Source organism: Pseudomonas syringae pv. tagetis, assembly GCF_022557255.1.
Classification (GTDB): domain Bacteria; phylum Pseudomonadota; class Gammaproteobacteria; order Pseudomonadales; family Pseudomonadaceae; genus Aquipseudomonas; species Aquipseudomonas caricapapayae.
Genome location: NZ_CP092923.1, coordinates 811,244 through 831,508, shown reverse-complemented (window position 1 = coordinate 831,508; position 20,265 = coordinate 811,244). Strand labels below are relative to the sequence as shown.

At 57.4% G+C, this 20,265-nt stretch carries 18 protein-coding genes; 9 read left to right on the top strand and 9 right to left on the bottom strand.

Annotation, left to right across the window (positions count from 1 at the left end; all coding sequences use genetic code 11):
- The first annotated feature begins 1 nt into the window (after nucleotide 1).
- Genes MME58_RS03685 through MME58_RS03665 form a run of 5 tightly spaced genes read left to right on the top strand, consistent with a single transcriptional unit; the run spans nucleotide 2 to nucleotide 4,618 of the window.
- Nucleotides 2-1,654: a methyl-accepting chemotaxis protein gene (locus tag MME58_RS03685; protein WP_055005972.1), complete on the top strand. Its 1,653-nt coding sequence runs from the start codon at nucleotides 2-4 to the stop codon at nucleotides 1,652-1,654.
- A 36-nt stretch (nucleotides 1,655-1,690) separates the two neighbouring features.
- The gene (locus MME58_RS03680; protein WP_054988345.1) at nucleotides 1,691-2,230 is read left to right on the top strand and encodes a chemotaxis protein CheW; all 540 of its coding nucleotides are present in this window, start codon (nucleotides 1,691-1,693) and stop codon (nucleotides 2,228-2,230) included.
- Nucleotides 2,231-2,239: 9 nt separating this feature from the next.
- Nucleotides 2,240-3,049: a CheR family methyltransferase gene (locus MME58_RS03675; RefSeq protein WP_055005971.1), complete on the top strand. Its 810-nt coding sequence runs from the start codon at nucleotides 2,240-2,242 to the stop codon at nucleotides 3,047-3,049.
- Nucleotides 3,046-3,579, top strand: a complete 534-nt coding sequence (gene cheD / locus MME58_RS03670) for a chemoreceptor glutamine deamidase CheD (protein WP_055005970.1) — start codon at nucleotides 3,046-3,048, stop codon at nucleotides 3,577-3,579. The genes MME58_RS03675 and cheD overlap by 4 nt, the downstream gene beginning before the upstream one ends.
- Nucleotides 3,542-4,618, top strand: coding sequence for a protein-glutamate methylesterase/protein-glutamine glutaminase (locus MME58_RS03665; protein WP_055005969.1), 1,077 nt, complete (start codon nucleotides 3,542-3,544; stop codon nucleotides 4,616-4,618). The genes cheD and MME58_RS03665 overlap by 38 nt, the downstream gene beginning before the upstream one ends.
- Nucleotides 4,619-4,651: 33 nt before the next feature.
- On the opposite strand, the gene MME58_RS03660 is transcribed toward MME58_RS03665, so the two are convergent.
- The 4 genes from MME58_RS03660 to MME58_RS03645 form a co-directional block, all read right to left on the bottom strand.
- On the bottom strand, nucleotides 4,652-5,695 hold the full coding sequence (locus MME58_RS03660) for a hypothetical protein (RefSeq protein WP_310886601.1): 1,044 nt from the start codon (nucleotides 5,693-5,695) through the stop codon (nucleotides 4,652-4,654).
- A gap of 341 nt (nucleotides 5,696-6,036) precedes the next feature.
- Nucleotides 6,037-6,840, bottom strand: coding sequence for a type III secretion system effector phosphothreonine lyase (ospF, locus tag MME58_RS03655; protein ID WP_055005968.1), 804 nt, complete (start codon nucleotides 6,838-6,840; stop codon nucleotides 6,037-6,039).
- A 166-nt stretch (nucleotides 6,841-7,006) separates the two neighbouring features.
- Nucleotides 7,007-7,840 (bottom strand): cellulase family glycosylhydrolase, encoded by an 834-nt coding sequence (locus MME58_RS03650; RefSeq protein ID WP_162491455.1) that lies wholly within the window; start codon nucleotides 7,838-7,840, stop codon nucleotides 7,007-7,009.
- A 534-nt stretch (nucleotides 7,841-8,374) separates the two neighbouring features.
- Nucleotides 8,375-10,498, bottom strand: a complete 2,124-nt coding sequence (locus MME58_RS03645; protein WP_055005967.1) for an NUDIX hydrolase — start codon at nucleotides 10,496-10,498, stop codon at nucleotides 8,375-8,377.
- A gap of 882 nt (nucleotides 10,499-11,380) precedes the next feature.
- On the opposite strand from MME58_RS03645, the gene MME58_RS03640 reads away from it, so the two are divergent.
- The 3 genes from MME58_RS03640 to MME58_RS03630 all read left to right on the top strand — a co-directional run bounded on the left by MME58_RS03640 (nucleotide 11,381) and on the right by MME58_RS03630 (nucleotide 12,258).
- Nucleotides 11,381-11,578 carry a bacteriocin gene (locus tag MME58_RS03640; RefSeq protein ID WP_055005966.1) on the top strand — a complete coding sequence of 66 codons (198 nt, stop codon included), beginning with the start codon at nucleotides 11,381-11,383 and terminating at the stop codon, nucleotides 11,576-11,578.
- Nucleotides 11,579-11,641: 63 nt separating this feature from the next.
- Nucleotides 11,642-11,818, top strand: coding sequence for a hypothetical protein (locus tag MME58_RS03635; protein ID WP_162838974.1), 177 nt, complete (start codon nucleotides 11,642-11,644; stop codon nucleotides 11,816-11,818).
- Between the two features lie 224 nt (nucleotides 11,819-12,042).
- Nucleotides 12,043-12,258, top strand: a complete 216-nt coding sequence (locus tag MME58_RS03630; RefSeq protein WP_055005965.1) for a hypothetical protein — start codon at nucleotides 12,043-12,045, stop codon at nucleotides 12,256-12,258.
- A 34-nt stretch (nucleotides 12,259-12,292) separates the two neighbouring features.
- Here MME58_RS03630 and MME58_RS03625 read toward each other — a convergent pair whose 3' ends face one another.
- The 4 genes from MME58_RS03625 to MME58_RS03610 all read right to left on the bottom strand — a co-directional run bounded on the left by MME58_RS03625 (nucleotide 12,293) and on the right by MME58_RS03610 (nucleotide 18,750).
- Complete coding sequence (locus MME58_RS03625; protein ID WP_055005964.1) at nucleotides 12,293-13,909, bottom strand: ATP-binding response regulator; 1,617 nt, start codon at nucleotides 13,907-13,909, stop codon at nucleotides 12,293-12,295.
- Nucleotides 13,910-13,982: 73 nt separating this feature from the next.
- On the bottom strand, nucleotides 13,983-15,344 hold the full coding sequence (locus MME58_RS03620) for a TolC family protein (protein ID WP_122239485.1): 1,362 nt from the start codon (nucleotides 15,342-15,344) through the stop codon (nucleotides 13,983-13,985).
- A 14-nt stretch (nucleotides 15,345-15,358) separates the two neighbouring features.
- Nucleotides 15,359-17,497 carry a peptidase domain-containing ABC transporter gene (locus MME58_RS03615; RefSeq protein WP_055005962.1) on the bottom strand — a complete coding sequence of 713 codons (2,139 nt, stop codon included), beginning with the start codon at nucleotides 17,495-17,497 and terminating at the stop codon, nucleotides 15,359-15,361.
- A complete protein-coding gene (locus MME58_RS03610; protein ID WP_055005961.1) occupies nucleotides 17,494-18,750 on the bottom strand; it encodes an HlyD family secretion protein in 1,257 nt (418 codons plus the stop codon). The genes MME58_RS03615 and MME58_RS03610 overlap by 4 nt, the downstream gene beginning before the upstream one ends.
- Before the next feature lie 357 nt (nucleotides 18,751-19,107).
- Here MME58_RS03610 and MME58_RS03605 point away from each other — a divergent pair, with 357 nt between their 5' ends.
- Nucleotides 19,108-19,332 (top strand): hypothetical protein, encoded by a 225-nt coding sequence (locus tag MME58_RS03605; RefSeq protein ID WP_055005960.1) that lies wholly within the window; start codon nucleotides 19,108-19,110, stop codon nucleotides 19,330-19,332.
- Nucleotides 19,333-19,394: 62 nt separating this feature from the next.
- On the opposite strand, the gene MME58_RS03600 is transcribed toward MME58_RS03605, so the two are convergent.
- Nucleotides 19,395-19,895 carry a hypothetical protein gene (locus tag MME58_RS03600; RefSeq protein WP_054988333.1) on the bottom strand — a complete coding sequence of 167 codons (501 nt, stop codon included), beginning with the start codon at nucleotides 19,893-19,895 and terminating at the stop codon, nucleotides 19,395-19,397.
- Nucleotides 19,896-20,265: the final 370 nt, after the last annotated feature.

The window sequence follows — 20,265 nt, the reverse complement described above, 5'->3', positions numbered from 1 at the left end:
AATGAAATGGTTCTACGATCTGAAGATTTCCACCAAGCTGATTACCTCGTTTCTGGTGGTTCTGGCGTTGACCGCAGCCATGGGAGTTTTTGCCATCATCCAGCTCGGCCAGGTCAACCAGGCCGCTCAGGACATCAAGGAAAACTGGATGCCGTCCATGCGTGCGGCGTCAGGCATGCGCTTTTATGCAGCTAACTTCCGGCTGAAGGAAAACCGCCACATTGCTGCCGACACTGCCCAGGAAAAGACGCAGATGGAGCAGGAAGCTGCAGAGTCCCGCAAACAGTTTGAAACGCGACTGGCCACCTACGACAAGCTGATCATCAGCGATCAGGACCGGCAGATGTTCAGTGCCGTAAGTGCCTCGTGGTCCGCCTACCTGAAAGTCAGCAACGACCTGTTCGAGCTTTCCCGGCAGGGCCAGGAAACCGAAGCGCGTGCATTGCTGCGCGGTGAGTCCAAACTGCACTTCGACGAAGTGACCAACCAGTTGCAAAAAATGGTCGAGCTCAACGACGCCGGGGCAACCGCCGCCGGAGAAAAGGGCACGAGCCTGTACGAAAGCGCGCGCATCTCGATCATCGCCGTACTGGTTGCAGCCTTGTTGGTCGGCCTGGGGCTGGCACTGTTCATTGCACGGATCATTTCCCGCCCGCTCAAAGAAGCAGCGACTGCCGCCGAGCAACTGGCAGAGGGCAATCTCAACGCGCACATCGGTCACGGCTCCAGGGACGAGACCGGCATGGTGCTGAACGCCATGCGCAATATGGTCGGCAAGCTGTCGCATATTATCGGCGAAGTACGCAATGCCGCCGATAACCTGGCCAGCGCCTCGGAAGAAGTCAGCGCTACCGCGCAGTCGATGAGTCAGGCCACCAGCGAACAGGCCGCCAGCGTCGAAGAGACCAGCGCATCGGTCGAGCAGATGAGTGCCAGCATCAACCAGAACACCGAGAACGCCAAAGTCACCGATGGCATGGCCAGCAAGGCCGCCAAGGAAGCCACCGATGGCGGCGAATCGGTACAGCAGACCGTGGTCGCGATGAAGAAAATCGCACAACGCATCAGCATCATCGACGACATCGCTTACCAGACCAACCTGCTCGCCCTCAACGCGGCCATCGAAGCGGCCCGTGCGGGCGAGCACGGCAAGGGTTTCGCGGTAGTGGCCGCCGAGGTGCGCAAGCTGGCTGAGCGCAGTCAGGTCGCCGCCCAGGAAATTGGCGAGCTGTCTTCGAGCAGCGTGGAAATGGCCGAGAAGGCGGGCAAGCTACTGGACGAAATGGTCCCGTCGATCAACAAGACCTCTGACCTTGTGCAGGAAATCAGCGCAGCGTCGGAAGAACAGGCGGCCGGTGTGGCGCAGATCAATACCGCCATGACCCAACTCAACCAGGTTACCCAGCAAAATGCCTCGAGCAGCGAAGAATTGGCCGCTACCGCTGAAGAAATGAGCAGTCAGGCCGAACAACTGCAACAGGCCATGAGCTTCTTCACCCTTGATGCGTCGCCAAGGGGCGTCCCACAAGGCGGCCCTGTCGACAGCCGCAGCAGCCCGAACCGCCAGCCGTCGCGTCCGCCGCAACAGGCTCCGCGCAAGGCATTTGCGCAAAGCATGGGAGCCCCGGACGAATCGGAATTCACCCGGTTCTGATTGCCGGCTTCGTTAGCGATTCAAAGGGAGAACGACATGGGCTCATTGGTCACGACTCGGCAGACCGCCCCGGCGGTCGAAGAAGAGGCGCAGTACCTGACTTTCATGCTCGGTGGCGAGATGTTCGCCATCGGCATTCTGGGCATCAAGGAAATCATCGAGTACGGCAGCCTGACGGTGGTGCCGATGATGCCCGCCTTCGTGCGCGGGGTGATCAATCTGCGCGGCGCGGTGGTGCCCGTGGTTGATCTGTCGGCGCGCTTCGGGCGACAGAACTCGGACATCACACGACGCTCGTGCGTGATCATCATCGAGGCCAACAGCGAGGACGGCCAGCCCCAGGACATCGGCCTGTTGGTCGATAACGTCTCGGCAGTGCTGGAAATACCGGCCTCGCAGATCGAACCGCCACCGAACTTCGGTGCGCGCATTCGTGCCGACTTCATCAGCGGCATGGCCAAGGTCGACGGCAAGTTCGTGATCGTCCTTGAGGTCGATCGCGTGTTGTCCATCGATGAAATGTCCAGCCTGGCAGAGGCTGGCCAGTCACTGCCGCCCGACACCGACGCGACGTGAGGCCTGCACATGCCTGATACAGCGTCGCTCACCGATCGCGAGTTCGGCCAGTTCCAGGCCTGGCTGTACAACGCTGCGGGCATCAAACTGACGCTGGCCAAGAAAGCACTGGTGGCAGGCCGTCTGTTCAAGCGCCTCAAGCACTACCGGCTGGACAACTATGGCGAGTATTTCAAGCTGATCATGGGCGACCAGCGCAATGGCGAGCTGCAAGTGGCGCTCGACCTGCTGACCACCAACGAAACGTACTTCTTTCGCGAGCCCAAGCACTTTGACTTCCTGCGCCAGCAGGTCCTGCCCAAAGTGACGCCGGGCAAGGTGTTTCGGATCTGGAGCGCCGCCAGCTCTTCCGGCGAAGAGCCTTACAGCCTGGCCATGACGCTGGCGGAACATCTGGGCACCACCCCCTGGGAAGTGGTCGGTTCGGACATCAGCACTCGCGTGCTGAGCAAGGCGCGCAGCGGGCACTATCCCATGGAGCGCACCGAAACCCTGCCGCAACCGTTGTTGTTCAAATATTGCCTGAAGGGCATTGGGCGACAGGAAGGCACCTTTCTGATCGACAAGTCGTTGCGCAGCCGGGTCAGCTTCGTGCAGGTCAACCTCAATGACACCCTGCCCGATCTGGGTGAATTCGACGTGATCTTTCTGCGCAACGTAATGATTTATTTCGATCAGGAAACCAAGAGTAAAGTCGTTGCGCGATTGCTGCCGCGTCTCAAGTCAGGGGGTTATTTCATCATCAGCCATTCGGAGAGCCTCAACGGCATAAACGACACGCTGAAACTCATCTCCCCTTCGATCTACCGCAAACCATGAACACGCCGGTCGGCGTTGCCGAGATAGTCCTGGCTCCCGGAGAAGTGGTCTTCCAGACTCGACCGGTGCGCCTGCGCACGCTGTTGGGCTCATGTGTTGCGATCACGTTCTGGCACCCGTGGCGGCGTATCGGCGGGATGTGCCACTTCATGTTGCCGGGGCGCATTCGCAAGCATCAACCACTGGACGGCAAGTACGGTGATGAAGCGATGGAAATGCTTATCCGCCATGCGCTGGCCAGCGGCACGTTGCCGGAGGAGTATCAGGTCAAGCTGTTCGGCGGCGGCGAGATGTTTCCTGCACAGCGTCAGGATCAGCAGATGCAGAACGTCGCGGATCGCAATATCCATGCGGCGCTGGAACTGGCCGACCGGCACCGTCTGAAGCTGACGGCTCAGGACTTGGGCAGCACTGGTCATCGCAACATCATTTTCGACCTGTGGAACGGAAACGTATGGGTCAGGCACCAACCAATGGAAGCAATTGAAAAAGATGCCAAACAAAAAAATCAGCGTATTGCTGGTCGATGATTCGGCCGTCGTTCGCCAGGTACTCGTGGCAATTCTCAACGACACCCCCGATATTCATGTGATGGGCGCGGCGTCGGACCCGATTTTCGCCATGGGCAAGCTGGCTCAGGAATGGCCGGACGTCATCGTGCTGGACGTGGAAATGCCACGCATGGACGGCATCACCTTTCTCAAGAAGATCATGAGCGAACGGCCGACGCCGGTGGTGATCTGCTCGTCGCTGACCCAGAAAGGCGCGGAAACCTCGTTGCAGGCACTGTCTGCCGGGGCGGTGGAAATCATTACCAAACCCACCACCGGCCTGAAGAACTTCCTCATTGATTCGGCCGCCGAACTGGTCGCGGCAGTCCGTGCTGCGGCAAACTCCAATGTAAGGAACCTCGGCAAGCGCGCTGCCGCACCGGTGTTGACGCCTGCCAGCAAACTCACTGCCGACGCCATCCTGCCTGCTGCCAGCGGTCATGCCATGGCGCAGACTACCGAGCGGATCGTAGCCATCGGCACCTCGACAGGCGGCACCCAGGCGCTGGAAGCGGTGCTGACTGCGCTGCCCAGAGTCTGCCCGGGTATCGTCATCGTCCAGCACATGCCGGAAAAATTCACCGCCTCGTTCGCCGAACGCCTCAACGGCCTGTCACAGATCGAAGTACGCGAGGCCAGAAACAATGACCGCATCCTGCCCGGCCTGGCCCTGATTGCGCCCGGCGGCAAGCACATGATGGTCACTCGTAGCGGTGCCTTTTACCACGTGCAGGTCATCGACGGCCCGCTGGTCAACCGGCACCGTCCTTCCGTGGACGTGCTGTTTCGCTCCGTGGCCAAATTCGCCGGCAAGAATGCGACAGGCATCATCATGACCGGCATGGGCGACGACGGCGCACGCGGGCTCAAGGAAATGCTTGATGCCGGCAGCTCGACAGTCGCCCAGGACGAAGCCAGTTGCGTGGTGTTCGGCATGCCCAAGGAAGCCATCAAACTGAACGCTGCGCAACGCATCATGCCGTTGCAGGAGATTCATCAGGCGATCCTGCACAGGTAACGTCAGCGCGCTTGCCGATCAGCTCAGGACACGTCAGCGCTCGCCATAAGCAAGCCGCCCGGTGACTGCAAAACCTTGCTCAAGCATCACGATTTTTTCCGGCTGAAAGTAATGCCCTGGATTGAGCAGAATTTCCTGCTCACCCGCTTCGCTGATGCTCATATCCGGATTGTGAGCATCCTGAATGGCATCCACGTGGATACCCGCAACGCGGTCGGCCTTGAAGCGGAAAAAGATCGACGAGGCATCAACGCGATTGCTCTGCAGATCACGCAGCGTTTGACGCCGCAACACTTCAGATGAAAGGTCACCGCTTGAAAGGTCCACCGTATACCTGGCTCTGCCCAACCCTCGCTCATCCGACACACTGGAGAATTCTACTGCCGCGTCCGCGCTGGATGTCGTACTGAGAAAACCGTTGAAGCGCAGCGCCTTGCCCGAGAGCAGAGCGTGCAGCGCAGACTCGCCATTGAGTTGAGTCGTGAACAGATCGTCATGCCCTGTCGCACCTTTCAACAGAGAGACACCTGAAATACGCGGAGCGGCATGAATGAACTGTCGTAAAAGAGCCGTTTGTGGCGCCAACTGGGTTTCGATGTGGGTCTTGTGGATTTCAAACTCCTCGGCGTTCAGTTCGCCCGCCTCGTAATGTCGAGCAAAATCACGGACAAAATTATTCACCTCGGCTTCGTTGTGGTATTTAGGGTCGAGCGATTGCAAGTAGTGGCTCAGAGAGCGATAACCCATCGCGCTGATATTCATCAGATAGTTATCGCCATAATCCTGCTGATAGATATGCAATGCATCAACGACTTGCCTGCCCTGCGAGGGTGAATAGCGGCTAAAGTGCTGCAGACTGTTATGTGCAATCCTGCTTTTTTCTGTCGGGAAATTATTCAGCTGATTGTTGAGGATATGCTGTTTTTCAAGCTCTGCCGCGTGCGCCAGTCGGTGGCGCTGATTTAAAACCTGTTGGGCAGAGGCAGGCGCTATGCCTCTTTGCCCCCATTGCGTGGTGTGCACTGTCTGGGAGGTTGCAAACGCAGACGCAAACCCGGTCCGATTCATCGCGGTCAATTGAACAGGGTGTCCTCCGACAAGCGCCACGGTGTTGCCTGGTCTGGCACGATGAGCCTGTTGTGAAGCACTGGGTGCTTGCGAAGGACGCTGGCTACCGGAAGGCTGATTGTAGAGATAAGCATGACTGGCAGAGTGTTGAGAAACTGGATTCGGCATGACATTTTTCCTGTAAGGCGCCTCGTTGTACGACGGCTTTTTTCTAGTTCCAATACGTGCTTTGTAAGCACGCAGGTAGCACGTGGGGTGATCACAGAATCTGCACACACCCGATCAAGGGTTGCGGGCAATGTGATGTAAAGAGAACTGGTTGGTATTCAACGATCCACAGCCGGACCTGTTCAGCGGGTCCAGGGCGGTGGCAGCAACGAGCGACTTCCGGCATTCGGCATCGCTGGCGAGGCGACCATGTCAGGCGATGAAACCAGCTGGAAAAACGGCTCTGTTTGCAGTTCATTGACCTGGCTGGCTGATCCCGCTCTTTCGCTTCGGTGCTCATTGCGATAAGACGCATACGCCCAATGCCCGGGGGCAACATCCGATGCAGGGCGATGACGGCTCTGCGCTACGCCGGCGGCTCGTAACGCATGCTCGATGCTGCTGATCATGCCCCTCATTTTTCCCATGTATTGAGGGCTGTAAGTGTTATCCGCGCGGTCAGGCTTGGCATACAGGGTGAACTGAGCCCCCTGCGTAACACGCGCTTGTTCAGCCGACGAGTGTGTCTGCACACTATTCATGTCGGTCACTTTCCACTTGTCGACAGGACTGTCGTCCGCTTGCAAGAGTTTGCCTATTGCATCAAATGCGCTGGCGACATGTTCGGGCGCAACACTCAGGTGAAACTTGTCACCGGCAAAGTCACCCTTGCTCTTGGGCTCCCGGCGATCCATGTGAATGAACAGGTCAGTCCCTGTCGCCCTGGAGGTATTGAAAACCGTCCAGCCACCATGATTTTCACCCCGCGCGCGCTGCGCTACCGCGTACGTGGGGGCACGATGATTCAAGGCAAAGCGCGTTTGAGTGTTGGCGCGCACTTCTCCCGGATTCAAACGGCTTAGTTCGGCGCTTGTGTCCTTTTTGACAGGGGGTGGCGTTAACTGGGTGTTCAACTTCAGATTGAGCATGGGTTTGGTGACAGCCATGGCTTTGATTACCTCCTTTTTCAGACAAATAAAGAGCAGAGGCGGCGACGCTGTTGCCTATCGTCGCCCTCCCCTGTGTTGATACGCTGAATGGATCGCTGGCCACCTTTGCAGGTAACCCGGCGACGGTCAGTTGATGAGCGTGATCAGATGTCCACGAGCAATGTCAGGAAAATTGATCGTTGTTAGAGAAGCCGATGTCGTGCTTGATCTTTCCGTTTCTGAACTGGTCCATCCACGGCAGGACATCGGCACCAGCGGCTTTCAGCGCATCCATGTTGTCGTTCACAGCCTGGTTGGCCCCGTCGCGCTGTTCAAAGTTACCGCCCCCGGTCCAGTTGGCGTTGCCGACTTCGCCGATCTGAGGTTTGAAGCCCGCGCCCGTCAGCGCCTTGATCTCCGATGACAGGCGTGAAGAAGCGTCGGCACCGCTGGCGTACTCATGGATACTGCCGATCAGGCCGGGGTTGTTGCTGCCATTGGCGGCCTTCAATTGATCGGCGTATTTGACCAGCCCGCTTTCCCCGCCAGCGGTCAGGCCACCTCCCCAATTGCTGTCTTCCACCACAATGTCGCCTTTGTAGCCTGCGTCTCGCGCAGATTTGATCAGCGTGCTTTGCATATCGGCCCAATCCTGGGTGGCGCTCTTGCCGCCCTCATTGAACGTGTCGAGTACAAAGCTTGGGTGTTTTCCGAGTGCCGAAACTACGTTTTTGATATCGTCAGCGGCTTGTTTGAGTTTGTCCCCGGACAAGACGTTGCCACCGCCGCCATTGGCGTTGTCACGAAACGTGAACTGAACCTTGACCCCTTGTTTGTCACCGGCATCGACCATCGCTTTGAGCTTGGCCATCTGCGCGGGGTCATTGATCTGGTCGTGAGTCATTTGTATGCGAAGTGTTCCGCCGCCGGCACTTTTCACATCGTCGACCATTTTTCGCGCCGCCTCAGGGGAAGCAATCCGGTCAGGAACCGTATTCGCGCCGCCATGAGTGCCCAGGCCAGCGTTATTGAAGGCACGACCGTCATCAGGCTGCCCGGACCGGCTTGAGTCTGGAGTCGAATGAGCAGCACTGCCGGGAGAAGCAGAAGCCGGCCCTGGTCCGGACGACGCAGAGGGCTGGCGCTGAGAAGGATCACTGGCAGAAGAACGACCCAGCAGGTTTTTCAGCAACGCATAAATGAGCGTCTTCAACGCCTCGACCAGGTCATTCCGATCGGCTCCACCGGCTCGTGCATTCGCTGTGGTGGCTGTTGGCGTGCCATTCCCCCAACTGACGGTATTGGGCGAACGATGGGTGTTTTCTGGAGGAAGAAAGTGCACCGCATTGCTCGATGACTTCCCGGAATATTCCGAACCCGACGCCTGGTTGCCCGACGGGGCAGGCAACCAGGCGTGGCCATTATTGCTTACGGGTGTGTTCATACTCATTTCATTACTCCTTTCCTGTGGAGGTAACGCGTTTGGGTGAACTGTTTTTTCGCAGGGTTTGAAGATCCTTCTACCGTCCGTCAGCGCTGAAGCATCCGATGCTTAGTGGAAGGAGGTCTTTTGGAAAACCTTCACTGCGTCCAGCAAGATGGTTGTGTCCAGCTCGCTGGACAGCAATCTGCCGGCCTCGGTAAGCCTGGCCAGCTTCAGGCTTTGAGATTCAAAACCCATGTCAGAAGGTGTTCCATCCACGCGTTTGGCAAGGTAGTAACGGGTGCGTGACGTTGTTCTGTCGTAATCGCCAATGAAGCCGTAGAGCTGAACGTGTAGTCCGGTCTCTTCATAGACTTCCTTGACCGCGTTGGTCCTCAGGTTCAGTCCGTTTTCCAGACCGCCCTTGGGGAAAGAATGAGCGGTGCCGAATACATGGTTGGTCGGCTCGGTGACCCATACCCTGCCATCGGGCTCGAAAACTATCGCACCGCTGGCTGAGCGAAGACGATCATGCTTCTGGAACGAAGGCTCTGCGAAAGCGACAGCGCGCGTTCTGATCCGACTCCACTCCGTAAGCGTTCCAGGGGCCTGAAATGATTTGAACGGGGTATTGTTCAGGCTGCCCCGGACAGAACGGTGAGGTACGAAAACAGCCGTTCGGGATGAATCACGCCATGTGTCCACGCCGCTGGGTAACGTTGGATTTTTAACGGTGATTACCTGGCCGAGCTCATTCTTTCGAGGATGAATATAAGGGAGCTCTTGCTTCACACTGACCAGCCACCTTTTCCTTCTGATCAACACTTCACCGAGTGCCTCACGTGCGAGACGATTATCAGGGCCGTGTTTTGCACAGAGTTCGGCAATGCGTGCGTCCGGTATTTTTTCTATCGCCGCAATGCCGGCGCGGATGTCATTACGCTCAATATTCTGGAAGACATAACTGGACGTGTTTTCTTTACGAGACAGCAGGGTGACCAGTTCCATAGGCGTGACACCGAAGTTACCCTTACGCTCGCCACCGGCGCGGAAGACCAGTGCGCCGCCCAGGTCGATACGCACAGGCTTGTGGTTGTGGCTGAACACAACATTGTCCCCCTCCCTGCCGATGACATCCCAGTTGCCCAACCAGACGTCCACAGCAAAGCCGCACTTCAACTGGCTACTCCTTGCCATCGTCGCAAGGTCTTTTTGAGTTCCGTCTACAAGTCGGGAAATCAACGCGGGCTTGCCATGCCGGGACGCCAGCCGCACATCGGGGACAGCAACACCTGCGGCGCTATACAGCTTGGAAGCGAGCACTTCATTGCGAAAGGAGGCAAGCGCTTCGTTATGGAAGTTATCCGTAGAACGCCCTGTTTTCACATACCATTTAACGCCATCAGGGGCCTGAAACAATCCGCCCGGGTTAGAACCTTTGGCCGTCGAGAGTTGTTTCCATTTATCCGTCTCGAGCGCGGCGAGTTCGTCTCCCCTTTTTGACCGGCCCAAAACGGTCATTTTGACAACCATGCACTTGTCTTTCTGGGTGACCTCCGTGATTTCGTAGCGATTGGTGATATCCAGAATGACTTCATGTTCACTCTTGCCGGCTGCCGACGAGGGCAACCGGCTGATGCTAAGTGTCACGCCCTTCGCACCACTGTGTTTGAGCTCTGGAACGGGGGGCATTGCCTCCAGCTCAAAAAGGATGGGTACTTCCTTTTTCCTGATTGCGTTGGTCAGCGCGAAGCTTTCTGAAATGGCCGACACTGTCGAGGTACTGGCCACGCCCCGTCCGGAGTAACTGCCGTCCGACAACTGCATGCCATGCACAAGGCCATGTGCTACTTCACGGCTGTAATAGCCCTTGGGAAGAGTCAGCAAGATCGACGCAGACGCTCTGCCCAGCGATATCCCCCGATAAAGCAATTTAGAACGGCCCGGTTCAGCCAACTCAATGGAATAGCGCGGAATGGCGGCCCTCAGAACAGCAAACTCTTCGTTGGTTGTTTCAGCCGCTGTGTACTTCTGCAACAGCAGCATGAAGTCTCTGCCGTCTATTGATTCCAGAACGTTGTTCTGCCGGTTTGCCAGATGACGCTCATCGTGGGTGTCGAAATGGGTCAGCGAGACTTTTCCAGTCCGTCCTCGAGACACAAAGTTAGGCACCAGGTCACTGTGTGATGTCGAGGCACTTTGAGCGTTGGAAGACCCAAGGTGACTGAACGAGTGTTTTATGGGATTTATCATTAAACATTCCTGCACATTCGTCGGGGGCAAGTGATGAAATTTCGTCATTGGCAGCACAGGCATCAGGACGTTCAACTGGCCCAAAGGCTGTCAGCCGATGCTCGTAAAGCAGATAGCCACTTTCTGAATCGAGCGAGTCATGAATACATCCGATTGATCATGGGCAGCCCGAAATAAGCAGCTCATTGCCACCGCCCGGCAAATATCGAAAATAAGCACTGTTTATAATCGGTTGGATATTCTTCATGGCGAAGGCTCATCGGCTAAACCCGTTAGAAAATTGAGTAGATGAGTGTCGCAGTGCGCCGTGAGGTTCCATTAAATAACGAGAAGAAGTTACAGTATAAAAAAGTATCACTGCGAGTGATTCAGAATACTGGAAAAATCTTTAAACCCGATAGAGCCGGGTTTAAGCCACGTTATTTTTATCGCCCCTGTGCAGCCATGTGGTCAGTCGTAAGTTATACGACAACCTATAAGAAAGTCACTGCTGCCCGCCGGCGCATTAGAAGTTTCAAACAGAGCACGTTCATTAAACAAAGGCATGCCGCACACTTGCCAACCACCAACGAGGCTTGGCAGCACTCTTTTCAGTGAACGTTCGACAGGCGTCTGCCTGCTACGGAGCGCAGAGCAATGGTCGAGTACTTGACAATGTTGCCGACAAATAAAGCACCCGCGAATAATGGCTTTATAATATTAACCCGCTCAGTTAGCACACCTGTACTATTTAATTAGCGAGCACAGTCGTTAAGTATTGTCCCTGCCACTCGCGAGTCACCGGCGCTCAGAGAACCGCCGACGACAACGCGGTTGGTCTACTGACCAGACAGGTTAAACACTACGATAACGAGGTAACGTCGAATGAATAAGGAATCGATCATGCGCGAACTGACTCATGAAGAACTGGCACAGATATCCGGCGGCATGAGCGTAGGAGAAGGTGTTGCAGCCATCGGCGTAGTGGCCGCTGCAACGGCGCTGGCCCCAGTGACGGCGGTCGGTGCCGGGGTCATATTGGCTGGCGTGGCAGGTGCCGCCGCGATTGACGCTTTTCAGACCTACCAGATGGCGCAGTGACACGCCTGCCATTCCGAATGGACAGCGCAGTGCAATGACCCACTGGGCATACAGGAGAACATTATGATGCCTGATCGTCATAAGCTCTTTGGGAAGACCGTTAATTCGTCGAAGCTGTTCTGGCTGGCAGCGCTAGCGTTTCTGATTGCCGCCAGTCTTGATTTTCAATGGTATTACATCGGGCTGGCCGGCATGTTCGTAGCAATGGCCGCCACCCATCAACGTCGGCAAGAAGTCTAGGGTTCAAACACGTCTGCCCACAGACTGCTGTCTTTGCAAATGCTGCACGGCGAGTGCGCTCATGGTTGACGTGCTCATTATCAAGTGCCTTTCAACGGTTGATCCGGCTACAGACACGCTCGGGACGCTAGCCTCTGGACGCCGTTGACAGCACCTGATAATCGAGCCCCTGAATAACCGGCCTCGCTTGAAGCGTTTTTTTCATAACGACCAAGAGGTTTGACATGAATAACCGCAATCAGAAAAACACAGTCGATGGCTGTTCGGCTCATGCGCATTTATTGACCGACGCCGAGATGCACAGCGTCTCCGGCGGTGCCGATTTCACCATCATGCCGGTGCCCGGTATTGGTGTAATCAAACCGGACCCGATCTGCGTCTACCCATTCCCTGACGTGCCCCCGCCGTCGGATATTCGCGGCCCCGTCATCACCGTCTGATGCACCTGTATTCCCTGGCCCGCGTGCCTGCAGGTCAGGGAGTACTCAACCTCCGCTCGCGGATCGAGAGCAGGTTCAGGCGCAGTTCCGAAGGGCGCAACGGTTTGGACAGCACTGACACCTCTGCGCCCTGCATGGACTCAAGAACAACGTCCACCTCCCTCCCGGTAACAATCAGGGCGGGGACATCCCAGCCACGGGCGGCGCGTATGCTCTCGATACAGTCCAGCCCATTGGCCACGGTACCCAGATCGTAATCGGCAACGATAATGTCGCAATCGGTAATCAGCCCTTGCGCCGAACGGGCTGTCTGTACCTCACATCCCCACCTTTCGAGCAGCGCTGCAGTGGCCATCAGAACGTTCTGGTCGTCTTCCACCAGGCAGACCCTGACCCCTTTGAGCAGACTCTCGCCCAACGTTTTTTTGCGGACCACCCGCACAGGTGCGCTCACCTCTTCGAGTCCATGAATGGTGACCGTCGTCCCACGATCTATCCGCGAAACAATCGCGATGTGCACATTGAGGATCTGGCTGAGCCGCTTGACGATCGACAACCCCAGCCCCACGCCCTCCACGTCCTTGTCGCGTACATGGCGGATCCGGTAGAACTCGTCGCAGACTCTGGGCAGATGTTCAGCAGCAATACCCCGCCCCTGGTCATGCACACTGATAGACAGGTGCCCCGCGTGACTGCGCACACCGATCAGCACCGGGTGGTCAGGCGCATACTTGAGGGCATTGGAGATGATGTTCTGCACCATCGTGGCGAGCAGCGTGGCATCGACTCTGACCCATCGCCGACAGGGGCGCACTCTGAGCTCCACACCGGCCCAGCGAGCCGCCGCCGCGTTCTGATGCGCGACTTCATTGAGCATGTCGCCCAGATTCACTACATCCAGCTTCGCTGAAACCTTGCCACTGTCCAGCGTGTAAATGTCCAGAATAGAGCGAAACAGTTGCGACACGTTGTGCAGGGAACGATCGATGTTGTCGACCAGTTGACGCTCGTGATCGCCCAGCGCGCTTGAGCGCAGGCAGGCAGTAAACATGCCTATGGAGTGAATGGGCTGACGCAGGTCATGGCTGGCCTGAGCCAGAAACCGCTCTTTCTCGCGATTGGCCACGGTCGCCTGCTCTGACGCCTGACGAGCCCTCACCAACAGAATGTGAGCGTAGGCAGGCACCAGAATCGTGACGGCGACGAGCATCAGGACCATGAACGGCTGCGCCTGCCAGTAAGGCGTCAGTTGATAGGTAATCAGTATCGCCAACAGGGCCAGAGACGCGGCAATTGCAAGATAGCGCGAGCCAAAGCGCATGCCGTTGCCCAGAGTGACCCAGACCATCACGCTGAAAATCGGCAGTGTGGCTTCACCGCCAACAATCAGCCCGACAGAAATGCCAGTGTAGTCATGCACCATGCCCAGGACGCGGCGCAGTGGAAACACACCTGGGTAACTGATGATGTGCTGGCGCAGCAGCAGAGACACCACCAGAAAACCCGCATAGTAGAAAATGATGGGCTGGTAGGTGGCAACGCTGAGCCCCGGCAGAAAACCGATCAACGATACGTAGGTGATCGCAAATGTCGCCACGATCAACCTCAAGGTAGCCTGATCCAGCTCAGCGTTTTTCTTTCTGTCTTTCATCGACACACCTCGTTCGCAGCGAACCGGAACCGCTCACCCTATGCAGTTGATCAGGCAAGTCCCGTGACGGCGTTCAGTCGCCGATGTTCAGGCTGCCAAGATCGGATGCCAACTGCAGCTTGGCGTTATGCCAGTTGACCAGAGACTCCACGCGCTTCTGAGTGGCCGCGCTCAGATCGTTTTGCGAGCGCAGGAGCTCCAGAATACTGCCTACGCCCGCTTTGTAACGACCCTGGGCAATTTCGTAAGACTTGCTGGCACTCTCGACAAAAAGACGACTGATGGCCAGCGCCCGGGTCCTGGACTCCAGTGTCTGTCGACTTTTCCAGACACTGAGCGCGATGCTGTTTTCCACCTCGTGCAGGGCCTCTTCCCGGGCAGCGCTTTCGTAACCGGCGGCCCGCGCCCTGCGCCGATTGAGAAAACCATCGAAAATCGGCACGGTGATCTGCACACCGACGGTCCAGGTGTTCACCTCCTGACGGGTCGAAACCTGTTCGATAGGCGTGTCCTGGCGGCTGTAATTGCTGAACAACGACACCGTCGGCAGCCCTTGGGCGCTTGCCGCATCGGCCTTGGCGCGGCTTGCCGCCCAGTCGGCACGGGCCTTTTCGATAGCCGGATGCCCTGCCCTGGCCTGCTCCATCAGACTGCTGACGTCGCCCAGAAACACCATTTCATCAGCCCCGGGCTCATCCAGCGCAACCAGTTTGAGCGGTGCTGCCGGTGACAACCCCAGCTGGCTGGCCAACTCGCCTTGCGCTGCGGCCAGATCCCCCTCCGCCATGACCCTCTCCAGCTGCGCTTCGGCATAACTGGATTGAGCCTGGAGGCGATCAGTCTGCTCACCGGCCCCGGCGCGATATTTCGCATCAGCGGCTTTCAGACTATTGGCCGCCAGACGTTCGGCGCTGAGTCTGGCTTGCAGCAGCGCCGTGTTCGCCTGTACCTGATAGAAAACCCTGGCAGTGGCAAGCATCGACTTTTGCACTTCTTCAACCCGGCTGCTGCTGGCGACATTCAACAACTGCCGGGCACTTTCGACTTTTGCGGCGCGCAGGCCAAAATCGAACAGCACCCAGTTCAGGTTGAGACCGTAGACGCTGGTATTGGAGTTCAGTCTGGAGTCCGCTTCGGGAAACCCCGGATAGCGCGTGGTCTTGCCAGCGCGGCCTTTTTGAAACTGACCCTGCACGGTCGGATAGTAAGCCGAATGCTCGGCATCCAGTTCTGCCTGCCGAGCCAGCTCGGTCAGCCACACCTCACGCAGTTTCGGATCGGCGCACAATGCGACAGAGACTGCTGTTGCCAGACTCAGCGCGTCAGGCAGTCGACTGGAGCCGGGGCACGCGTCCACACGGGCGTCCGCCATGCATAACGAGGCGGCCAACACGCCGAAAACGCACCACATGGACCGCCAGCGAGTACGGCGCATCATGCCCGCGAGGCTCACGCTGAAGGAGCTTCGTTGAGCACTGGACCATCGTAGGCAACCCGGCCTTGCGCAAGCGCCACAACCCGATCCGCCGTACGGATGGTTTCCGGACGATGGGCAACGATGATGCGAGTGATGTTCAACGCCTGCAGCGCCTGATTGACTGCTGCTTCACGAGCGATGTCCAGGTGGCTGGTCGCTTCATCGAGAAACAGTAGCTGCGGCCGTTTGTAGAGGGCACGGGCCAGTAACACCCTTTGCTTCTGACCTCCGGAAAGCACCGTACCCATGTCGCCCACCAGGGTGTTGTAGCCCATTGGCATCTGCGCAATGTCATCATGGACGGCAGCCAGACGCGCGCATTGCTCGATCCACTGCTGGTCGGCACCGGTCTCGAAAAAGCTGATGTTGTCGCCGATGGAACCGGCAAACAGCACATCGTCCTGCAGCACCGTGCCGGTGATACGACGCAGCCTGCCCATGCTCTCTGCCCCGACCGGCAAGCCATCCAGCAGAACGCTGCCTGCGCAGGGAGCCAGGATGCCCAGCATCACATTGAGCAGGGTACTTTTGCCGCCCCCCGACGGGCCGACGATGGCCACCGATTCGCCTGCGCGGATATGGATCGACACATCGTCCAGAACGTAGGGTTCATGCTCGGAATAGCGAAAGCGCAGTTGACGCACTTCAAGGCTGGGCACCCTGTCGTTGCCCGCCTCATCGAACGCCTGTGGACCGGCAATCGGCTCGGCATCGTGCAGCACGATATCGGCCAGACGCTCACCGTGCAGGCGCAGCATGATCACGTCGACAATCTTGTCGATCAGACCGGCCACCCGACCATTGAACTGCTCTTTGTAGGAGTTGAAGGCAATCAGCATACCGGCGCTGAACTGCCCTTCCAGAACCAGCGTGGCGCCCATCCAGATAACAATGATCGTGACCAGCCCGAACAGCACGCCGTTGAACGCACGATAGGCCAGTTGCAGTTTCTGCGGGTGCAGCCCGGCATTGATTTCTTCGACCAGCAAAGCGCTCCAGGCGCTGCAACGCTGCTCATGCCGGTTGAACAGCTTGATCGTGCGCACGCCCCGCGCGCTTTCCAGAAAGTGCGACTGCTGGCGTGCCGCGTGGACCAGCTGATTCTCGCTGGCACGACGCAGCGGCCCGAACCATATCCAGCGCGCCAGGCCGTAGATAATCATCGCCACCACTGCAACAAGCGCCAGCCTGGGGCTATAGGCAATCATCAGTCCCAGCGTGACAACCGTCATCAACCCATCCAGCAGGGCCTCGATGAACGATGTGGTAACGGTCTGCTGGATCGCCTTCAGAGAACCGAAACGCGAAACGATATCGCCCAGATGACGACGTTCGAAAAACGCCACCGGCAAGCGCAGCAGGTGGGTAAAGACATTGATCTGCCACTGCGAGCCGAGCATCGTCCCCAGGTACATCAACGCCCAGGCACGGGCCAGCGCAACGGTGTGTTGAATGATCAGCAATATGCCAAATCCGATCGCCAGCACCGTCAACAGGTCGGTATCCGCGCTGACCAGGACCTTGTCGATGACGGTCTGCATGAAAAACGGACTGAGAATGGTGCACAGCTCCAGCGCCAGAGCCAGAAGCAGCACGTGCGTCAATACCCGGCCAAAGCCCTGCACTCGCCCCAGCAGCTTGCGCAGCGGGATCGGCGGCTGTGCAGCGGCGGGCTGGAAATCACTTTCCGGCCACACCTCCAGTGCCACGCCGGTAAAGGCTGCGGACACCTCGTCGAAGGTCAGCTTGCACACCCCCCGCCCCGGATCATGCACCACTGCGCCGCGTGCATTGACCTCTTTGAGCACCACAAAATGGTTGAAATTCCAGTGCAGCACACAAGGCAACTGCAACTGCCCGAGCGCATCCAGTTCGACGCGCAACGCACGGCTGCCTAACCCGAGCCGCGCCGCCATGTGGGTCAGTTGCTTGAGGTTGACCCCTTTCATCGAGGGCGAGAGGCGTTGACGCAATGACAAAAGATCGCTGTGCTGGCCGTGATAGCTGGCGATCATGGCCATGCACGCCAGACCGCACTCGGTGGCCTCAGCCTGAAGCACAACCGGCAGCTTTCTCCCGATACCAAACGTGAAGGCATTTTTCAGGTTCAAAGCCGCTTTCCTATTCCGCGCAAGGGCTCCAGCATCCATTCATAGAGCGGCAGCCTTTCCTGCATGATGTCGGCGTCCAGTTGCATGCCGGAACGCAAGCGCTCGTGCATGCCCTGACCGTCGATGGTTTGAGCCGCCAGGGCAACCGTGACCCGATAGAAAGGCCCTTGCTCGCGCATCGGGTCAGAGACGTTGCCCAGGGTCATGACTTCATCGGCCGGCAACGCGGTACGCGAGATCGATGAAACCGTGCCCGGTTGCAATCCAAAGCGCTGATAGGGGTAGGCCTGGTAACGCAGCATGACCGTGTCACCCGTGCGTACGAACCCCACTGAGCGACTGGGCAGATAGAGTTCGGCGTGCAGTTGCGCGTCGGCAGGCACAATGCTCAGCAACGGTCGCGCACTGTCGACTCGCGAACCGTTGGAGACTGCAATCGCCGTGGCCTCGCCCAGCGTCGGAGCGGTGATGAGAATCTCTCGCTTGGTTTCACTTTCGATCAGACGATCCTGATTCTCGGCCAGTCGGCGTTGCAGATCGGCGAGCTGCTTGCTCTGGTTGAACGGCAACTCGACCAGTTCCGCCCGCAGCTTTGTGCTTTCGGCGCGAACCGTCAGCAGCGACCGATTCAGTTCCTCGCCACGCAGGCGCATGTCCAGAACGGCGTCTTCTTTTTCCTGAAGCTGATCGCGGGACACGTAGTCCTGGCGTTGCAGGTTGGCGTAGCGCTCGGCAAGGCCCTTGGTCAAGGCCAGCCGCTGACGCGTCAGATCGATTTGCGCGAGTATCTTCTGTTGCTCGGTTTCCAGCGCAGCGACCTGACGTTTCTTGCCGTCCAGCTCTTGACGATGCAGGGCAAGCGTCTCGTCGATTTCCTGGGTGAGGCTTTCCTGACGCCGTCTGATCGAGAGACTGATCGCCTGTTGCGCGCCACCCGCCTCACCGCTCTGTGTGTCGCTGGACAAGGTCATCAGCACGGCACCGGCATCCACGCGTTGCCCCTCGGCGATGTCCAGACGGGTGATCACTCCGGCCTGCGGCGAGTAGATCCTGATCAGGCCGGTTTCAGGCAACAGCACGCCGCTCGCGGCTGTGCGCTTGGTGTAGGTGGCGAAAGTCAGGAACAGGCCCATGCACATGCAGAACAGCAACGCCACTGCGGCGGCCAGTCTCATCGACAATGGGCTGACCAGCAAAACCGTCCCCAGCGTACTGCGCTTTTGCGCGTCAAGCGCCTCAGGCCGGAAGAGCATGAATGAACATCGCTTCGATCATCAGGAATGCACCCTAAAAACAGACAGGGGGTTCACCCGTGTTTTGAAAAGATCAAAACAGACGTGTCACCAGCCCATGTAACAGCTACCTGACTGCATCACTGAATCTGCAAGGGCACGCTGGCAATACTATCGAGACAACAGGACGACGCATTACAGCCCCTGATGCCGTGTAACCTCAATAGCACAGATGAACTAATGGCCAAGAGACACATGAATAACTAGTTCATCTGTACTATTGATGTGCCTGTCGGCGCTGACTTTAATGCTGTGGTCTGCTGTCACCTCTCGTGACCGCAAGACCCATTCAATGATCAGCTCAGAGGAAATAAAGCCATGACTCACACAGTGAACCCACACCAGGCGCATGATGCACTTTCTGCCGTGCCAGCCCTTCGTGTACTGGACGAGAGCGAGTTGGCTCAGGTCGGCGGTGGTATTGAATTCAGCGCGTTTGGTTATACCTTCGCAGGCGGAGAATCGTTTGCGCCGGGTTTCAACTATGCCTCCATCACCAACTCGCGCGGCGTTCCGGTTTATTACACCACCTGGCAAAACTGACCGCGCAGCAGACAGGCCGCTTGAAGAACCCGGACACTGTCCGGGTTTTGTGCTGCCGTGCTTTATTTCTGAAGTGTAAATTCGGCTTTATCAAACGATAGCCAGCAGGAATCATTATCGGTCCATTTCGACTCACTGGTGCCTAAAACCCCTTTCACAAGGATTCTGTCGCCCTTCTTGAAGTTGCTTATTTTTTTCTTGTTCACCAACAGATCATCGCGAGTCAAGCCCTGGCCCGTGCACTTCGGGTTGGACGGATCGCTGAAGATGACGGCAATCTGATTCTGACCGACGACTGTGTCTGTTTTGGTAATACGTTGCACCACGCCAGGAATAATCAGTGTACGGGCGTCCCATTTTTCTTTGGCGGTAACCTCATTGGTCTGCCAATCGGCCCATATTTCCGTCAACGTCGTTTGCTTGGCATCCGTCAGCCCTCTGAAATCTCCGCTCAGCACATCACCCGCCTGATCAATAACACCATTGGTCACTGACATGGCCTGATCAAGACCCGCGCATCCCGACAAAGCCAGGATCAATGGAAACAAGGCTACACTTTTCATTTACACACTCCAGTGACTGGCTAACCAAGTGCCTAACCCTGTCATTCATTATTTAAATAATTTGCGCCCGATAACGTCGCACGAGACGGTAGCTACTGCGTGACCTAACATCAATAGTACAGATGCACTAAGGCAGCGCCTTAGTCACCGAGCAGTCTTTATTAATTCAGCGGCGTTATTCAGCGGCCACCCGGCTCTGTAAGAACAGTCGGCGAGCGTAGCCACTTTATAGACAGGCCTAGTACATGCGTACTATTTCCATTACCCCCTCGCCTCCCAATACTCCCGTCGTTGGCAACCTGCCGAACGGAACCGCCCAAGCCCTCAGGGCTGGCAGCCACCCTTGTGGCCTTTATGGAGTATCTGGAGT